5 protein-coding genes are annotated in these 6,408 nt (G+C 70.0%); 2 read left to right on the top strand and 3 right to left on the bottom strand.

Features of this window, described 5'->3' with window-relative positions; translation table 11 throughout:
• From acnA to LOY02_RS17140, 3 genes are all read right to left on the bottom strand, one after another.
• Positions 1 to 1,766 (bottom strand): aconitate hydratase AcnA (gene acnA / locus LOY02_RS17130; RefSeq protein ID WP_317183582.1); only part of this gene is annotated, 1,766 nt, incomplete at its 3' end.
• Between the two features lie 200 nt (positions 1,767 to 1,966).
• Complete coding sequence (locus LOY02_RS17135; RefSeq protein ID WP_317183583.1) at positions 1,967 to 3,214, bottom strand: class I SAM-dependent RNA methyltransferase; 1,248 nt, start codon at positions 3,212 to 3,214, stop codon at positions 1,967 to 1,969.
• Positions 3,211 to 5,175, bottom strand: a complete 1,965-nt coding sequence (locus tag LOY02_RS17140) for an APC family permease (protein ID WP_317183586.1) — start codon at positions 5,173 to 5,175, stop codon at positions 3,211 to 3,213. The genes LOY02_RS17135 and LOY02_RS17140 overlap by 4 nt, the downstream gene beginning before the upstream one ends.
• 147 nt (positions 5,176 to 5,322) lie before the next feature.
• Between LOY02_RS17140 and LOY02_RS17145 the strand changes: the two genes are divergently transcribed.
• Positions 5,323 to 5,985 carry a TrkA family potassium uptake protein gene (locus LOY02_RS17145; RefSeq protein ID WP_317183584.1) on the top strand — a complete coding sequence of 221 codons (663 nt, stop codon included), beginning with the start codon at positions 5,323 to 5,325 and terminating at the stop codon, positions 5,983 to 5,985.
• Between the two features lie 76 nt (positions 5,986 to 6,061).
• Positions 6,062 to 6,408: TrkA family potassium uptake protein (locus LOY02_RS17150; RefSeq protein ID WP_317183585.1), on the top strand; the 347-nt coding region annotated here is incomplete at its 3' end.

Below are 6,408 nucleotides of genomic sequence, written 5' to 3' on the forward strand. Positions count from 1 at the left end.
AGGTAGTTCATCTTGACGTCGGGGTTGATCCGGCCCTCGAAGTTGCGGTTGCCGGAGAGGACGGAGACGACGGCGAGGTCGTGCTCGTTGACGGCCTGGGAGATCTCGTCGATGATCGGCCCCGAGTTGCCGATGCACGTCGTGCAGCCGTAGCCGACGAGGTGGAACCCGAGCTTCTCGAGATAGGGCCACATGCCGGCCTTCTCGTAGTAGTCGGAGACAACCTTGGAGCCCGGGGCCATCGAGGTCTTGACCCATGGAGCGACCGTGAGGCCCTTGTCGACGGCGTTCTTGGCCAACATCGCCGCCGCCATCATCACCGACGGGTTGGACGTGTTGGTGCAGCTGGTGATCGACGCGATCGCCACGACGCCGTGGTCGATCTGGAACTCGCGGCCGTCGGCCATCCTCACGGGGACGCGGCGGCTCGGTCGCGTGACACCGTTGCCCTCCTCGGCGGGCTTGTCGCCGCCGTTCTGCCCCGGCACCTCGTGGGCGTTGACCGGAGCGGTGGGGTCGCTCGCAGGGAAGCTCGCGGCGGCGCCGGGGTCGCCCTCATGATGGGCGACATAGGTCGGGAGCACCCTGCGGAAGGCCTCCTTGGCGTCGGTCAGGGCGATCCGGTCCTGCGGGCGTTTCGGCCCGGCGATGGACGGGACGACGGTCGACAGGTCGAGCTCGAGGTACTCGCTGTAGCGCGCCTCGGGCTGGCCCGGTCCGGCCTTGAGCCACAGGCCCTGCTCCTTGGCGTAGGCCTCGACGAGGGCGACCTGGTCGTCGGAGCGACCGGTGAGGCGCAGGTACTCGAGCGTGACCTCGTCGATCGGGAAGATCGCGCACGTGGACCCGAACTCCGGGCTCATGTTGCCGATCGTCGCGCGGTTCGCGAGCGGCACCTGGGCAACGCCCTCGCCGTAGAACTCGACGAACTTGCCCACGACGCCGTGCTCGCGGAGCATCTCGGTGATCGTCAGGACGACGTCGGTGGCCGTCGCGCCGCTCGGGATGGATCCGGAGAGCTTGAAACCGACGACGCGCGGGATGAGCATCGAGACGGGCTGGCCGAGCATGGCCGCCTCGGCCTCGATGCCGCCGACGCCCCAGCCGAGGACGCCGAGGCCGTTGACCATCGTCGTGTGCGAGTCGGTCCCGACGCACGTGTCGGGGTAGGCGACCCGCTGACCATCGATCTCGCGGACCATCACGGTGCGGGCGAGGTGCTCGATGTTGACCTGGTGGACGATGCCGGTGCCCGGCGGGACGACCTTGAAGTCGTCGAACGCGGTCTGGCCCCACCGCAGGAACTGGTAGCGCTCCCGGTTGCGCTCGTACTCGATCTCGACGTTCCGCTCGAAGGCGTCCGGACGGCCGAAGACGTCGATGATCACGGAGTGGTCGATGACGAGCTCGGCCGGAGCGAGCGGGTTGATCTTCGCGGGGTCGCCGCCGAGGTCTGCGACGGCCTCACGCATCGTCGCGAGGTCGACGACGCAGGGCACACCGGTGAAGTCCTGCATGATGACGCGTGCCGGGGTGAACTGGATCTCCGTGCTGGGCTCGGCCTCCGCGTCCCAGCCACCGAGCGCGCGGATGTGGTCAGCGGTGATGTTGGCGCCGTCCTCCGTGCGCAGGAGGTTCTCGAGAAGGACCTTGAGGCTGTATGGGAGGGTCTCGTGCCCCTCGACCTGCGCCAACCGGTAGATGTCGTATGACTGGCCGCCGACCTCGAGGGTCCCCTTGGCATTGAAGCTGTCAACACTGCCCACAGTGGGCTCCTTCCAGCAACTCTGTTGGATGTCGCGCTTGATTTATCTTGATATCAAGATATCTAACCATACGCCCCCGCTGTTGTCAGCCCGGGTCCGTGGCCGGATCCGACCCTCCGAGGCGTATGCCGCTGGGCTTGCTTCCCCGTGCCCGTACCCTCCCGCTGCCGCGGGCCTCACCCCGGGACCGACTGACACGCTCAGCCGGACTGCTCCAGCACCGCGATGCACTCGACGTGGTGAGTCATCGGGAAGGCGTCCCACGCCTCGAGGTGGGCCAACCGGAATCCGCAGTCGAGGGCGGACCTGACGTCTCGCGCCAGCGCGGCCGGGTCGCAGGCCACGTAGACGACGCGGCGGGGCCCCAGGTCGGCGAGATGCCCGATGACGTCCCGGCCCGCGCCGGTGCGCGGCGGGTCGAGGACGACGAGGTCCGCCGTGACCCCCTGGGCGACGAGGGACGCGAGCTCGCGGTCGACGCGGTTCGCTCGCCACTCGACGTCGTCGAGGTCCTCGGTGTTGAGCCTGCCGTTCGAGACGGCGCGGGTGTCGCCCTCCACCCCCAGGACGAAGCCGCCTGGCAGGACGAGCTCGCCGAGGCGCATCGTGAACAGGCCCGCCCCGGCGTAGAGGTCGATCACGCGGTCGCCGGCAGTGGGCTCGAGGAGTGCGACGACACGCGAGAGGAAGGTCGAGGCGGCGCCCGGGTGCACCTGCCAGAACCCTCGCGCGGCGACGACGTACTCCCCCACCCACGAGCCGTCGCTGGCCCGCTCACCGACGACCCCGCCTCCCTCGGCAGCGTGGGGCAGGGGGACGAGGACCGGCTCGTCCGGGTGCGCGGCGTCGATGACGTCGACGGCGGTGCAGTCCTGCCAGGTCGTGTCGAGGACGCCGGACGCGACCACCGCCTCGGTGGCGATGAGGCAGTCGTCGACCGGGACGATGCGCCGGGAGCGATGGCCGCGGAGCCCGGCCCGCCCTGAGCGGTCCACGGCGAACTCGACCCGCGTGCGCCACCGCAGACCATCGACGTCTCCGGGCACTGCGCGGACCTCGACGTCGACCTCGAGTCCGGCGAGCCGTGAGAACTGCTCACGCACGACCGCGCCCTTGAGCTCGCGCTGGTGGGGCAGCGAGGCGTGCTGGAAGTCGCAGCCGCCGCAGACTCGCTCGGCGGCGTAGCGGCACGGGGGCTCGACCCGGTGGGTCGAGGCCTCGACCACCTCGACGGCGTCGGCCCGGACGAAACGATCGCCGACCCTGCCCTCCGTCACCCGGGCCACGACGCGCTCGCCGGGCAGCGCGTGCCGCACGAAGACGACCTGGCCCTCGTGTCTGGCGATGCAGTGACCACCGTGGGCGACCGCGACGACGTCGACGGTCCACTCGACGCCCGTGAGGTCCTCGCCTCCCGCAGGGCGCTCCCGGGGGCGACGACCGCTCACGCGTCGCCGCCGCGGACCGAGCCCGGGATGGGCGGCTGGTCGATCCACTCCCGCTCCGCGCCCTCCGAGGAGGCCAGCTGCCACGGCACGCTCACCACCATGACTCCCGGGGTGAACAGGAGCCGGGCCTTGAGGCGCAGCGCGCTGTGGTTGTGCAGAACCTGCTCCCACCACCGGCCGAGGACGTACTCCGGCAGGTACACCGTGACGACGTCTCGGGGGTTGCCACTGCGGATGGAGCGGACGTAGTCGAGGATCGGGCCGGTGATCTGCCGGTAGGGCGATGCGAGAACCTTGAGCGTGACCGGGATCTGCCGCCTCTCCCACTCGGCGACGAGGGCCTGCGTGTCATCGTGGTCGACGTCCACGGTGACTGCCTCGAGGACCGAGGGCCGGCTCGCCCGGGCATAGGACAGGGCGCGCATCGTCGGCTTGTGCATCTTGGCGATGCACACGATGGCGTGGACGTGACTGGGCAGCACCGGCTTGTCGGAGTCCCAGTCGATGGCGAGCTCCTGGCTCACCCTCCGGTAGTGCCGCTGGATGCTCCGCATGAGAAGGAACAGCGCCGCCATGGCGAGGACGGCGTACTGCGCGCCGTGCTGGAACTTCGTGACGATGACGATGAGCAGGACAGTGCCGGACAGCGTCGCGCCGACCGCGTTGATGGCCCGGGAGCGCTGCATCCGACGGCGGGCCGCGCGATCCGGCTCGAGGCGCAGGTGCCGCGTCCAGTGTCGCACCATGCCGGTCTGGCTCACGGTGAACGAGACGAAGACGCCGACGATGTAGAGCTGGAGCAGGGCGTTGACGTTGGCACCGAAGACGACCACGAGCAGCGCCGCCGCGCCGGCGAGGATGAGGATGCCGTTCGAGAACGCGAGCCGGTCACCGCGAGTGTGCAGCTGGCGAGGCAGGTAGCCGTCCCTGGCGAGCACCGACCCCAGCACGGGGAAGCCGTTGAAGGCCGTGTTGGCGGCGAGGAAGAGGATGAGGACCGTGACGACCGAGACGAAGACGACCCCGGCATGGAAGTCGGCGAAGACGGCCTCGGAGACCTGGCCGATCGCCGTGTGCTGGACGTACTCGTCGCCGACGGGGTTGCCGTCGCGCACCAGCTGCGTCGCCGGGTCCTCGGCGATCTTGACGCCGGTCCACTGGCTCAGGCTGACGATGGAGGCCAGCATCGCCACGGACAGCACGCCCATGAGCAGCAACGTCGTGGCGGCGTTGCGGCTCTTCGGTCGCCGGAGGGCCGGAACCCCGTTGGAGACCGCCTCGACACCCGTGAGGGCGGCGCAGCCGGACGAGAAGGCGCGCAGGAGGAGGAAGGCAGCGGCGAGGCCGGTCACCTCGTCCACCCCACCCCCGGGCAGGAGCGTCAGGTCGGCGCTGCGCGCCGGAGCGAGCGTGCCGGCGTAGTGCTGGATGATGCCGACGACACCCATGCCGAGGATCCCGAGCATGAACAGGTAGGTGGGCAGGGCGAACGCCTTGCCCGACTCGCGGACCCCACGGAGGTTCATCGCCGTGAGGAACACGACGACCCCGACACCCAACAGCACCTCGTTGCCGCGCACGAAGGGCAGCACCGTCGCGGCGTTGTGCACACCCGACGACACGGACACCGCGACCATGACCACGTAGTCGACGAGGAGAGCACTCGCGACGGTGAGGCCGGCCCGTGGGCCGAGGTTGACGTTGGCCACCTCGTAGTCCCCGCCGCCCGAGGGGTAGGCGTGCACGTTCTGCCGGTAGGACGCGACGATGACGACCATCACGACGATGACGGCGAGCGTCACCTGCCAGCTGTGCGAGGCCGCGTAGGCACCGCCCGCCAGTCCGAGCACGAGGAGGATCTCGTCGGGCGCATATGCCACCGACGACAGGGCGTCGCTCGCGAAGACGGGGAGCGCGAGGCGCTTGGGGAGCAGCGTCTCCCCCAGCCTGTCGCTGCGCATCGCCTGCCCGACGAGCACGCGCTTCCAGAGCGAACCGGTACCTGGCACGACGACACTGTATGCCGCCGCGCGGGGACCCTGCGTGCAGCTGCGCGGGCGGAGTGGTCAGGGGCACCAGGGCGCGCGGCTGGGTGTAGCGTCGCGATCGTGCACTTCGTCATCATGGGCTGCGGCAGGGTGGGCTCCACACTGGCCCGCATGCTCGGCTCCCACGGCCACGACGTTGCCATCATCGACGCTGACGCGTCCGCGTTCCGCCGGCTCGGCACCTCGTTCGAGGGCCAGACCGTCACCGGCATCGGCTTCGACCGGGACACGCTGATCACGGCGGGCATCAAGGGCGCGTACGCCTTTGCGGCCGTGAGCAGTGGCGACAACTCCAACATCCTCGCCGCACGGGTCGCCCGTGAGACCTTCGGTGTCGAGCACGTCGCGGCGCGCATCTACGACCCACAGCGGGCCGCTGTCTACCAGCGCCTGGGGATTCCCACCGTCGCCACCGTGAAGTGGACTGCGGACCAGATCATCCAGCGGCTGCTGCCGTCAGGAGCCATGCCCGAGCTGACCGACCCGAGCGGCAGGGTCGTCATCGCCGAGGTCCCGTTGGCCCAGGAGTGGGTCGGCCACCCCCTCGCCGAGGTCGAGGAGAGGACAGGCGCGCGCGTCGCCTACGTGACCCGTCTCGGTCAGGGTGAGCTCGCGCGCCCCGACATGGTCGTGCAGCACGGGGACCTCGTCCACCTGGCCCTCCTGCGTGAGGACCTGCCCCGGGTGGAGCGCCTCTGCGACCAGCCGCCCCTCGTCCACTGAGCGTCCACCCGAGGTTCGCGCAACCAGTGGGCCGCCGTCGTAGGTTGGTGGGGGACCCGGAACCTGAGGAGGAAAGATGCGCGTCGTCATCGCAGGGGCAGGCAGCGTCGGCCGCTCGATCGCCCGTGAGCTGCTCGCCAACGGCCACCAGGTCCTGCTCATCGACAAGGACGCCGACGACGTCCAGGCCTCGCGCGTGCCGGAGGCGTCCTGGCTGCTCGCCGACGCCTGTGAGCTGACCGCGCTCGAGGAGGCCCGCCTCGAGGAGTCCGACGTCGTCGTCGCGGCGACCGGTGACGACAAGGCCAACCTCGTGCTGTCCCTGCTCGCGAAGACCGAGTTCGGTGTGCCGCGCACCGTCGCGCGCGTCAACAACCCGAAGAACGAGTGGATGTTCGACGAGTCGTGGGGGGTCGACGTCGC

It is taken from the genome of Intrasporangium sp. (assembly GCF_032907665.1).
Classification (GTDB): domain Bacteria; phylum Actinomycetota; class Actinomycetes; order Actinomycetales; family Dermatophilaceae; genus Intrasporangium.

Coding starts and splice junctions, on each gene's coding strand:
- LOY02_RS17140 (WP_317183586.1), bottom strand. CDS start 5,175: ATGCGCAGCGACAGGCTGGGGGAGACGCTGCTCCCCAAGCGCCTCGCG.